This window comes from Myxococcus sp. AM011 (assembly GCF_013372595.1).
Lineage (GTDB): Bacteria > Myxococcota > Myxococcia > Myxococcales > Myxococcaceae > Myxococcus > Myxococcus eversor.
Window position 1 is genome coordinate 1 of record NZ_JABXEM010000685.1, and the last position, 237, is coordinate 237.

Consider the following 237-nt stretch of genomic DNA (forward strand, 5'->3'; position numbering starts at 1 on the left):
AGCTCGCCGGATTCAACGGGACGAAGGCCCTCCTCGTCTCGGGCGCGCTACGCAACTCCATCTCCGTCGTCGTGGAGGGCGACGAGGCCTTCATCGGCGTGTCGCGCACCGCGAAGAGCCCGGACGGCGAGTCCCTCGTCGACGTGGCGCAGCTCCAGGAGTACGGAGGCCCACCCGTCGTCATCCCCATGACGCCGAAGATGCGGCGCTTCCTCTTCGCGCTGCTGCGCCAGGCCG

The 237-nt window shown here is 69.6% G+C and carries 1 pseudogene; it reads left to right on the forward strand.

What is annotated here, in order from left to right:
* Positions 1-237, forward strand: a pseudogene (locus HUW62_RS50270) (hypothetical protein); the annotation flags it as partial.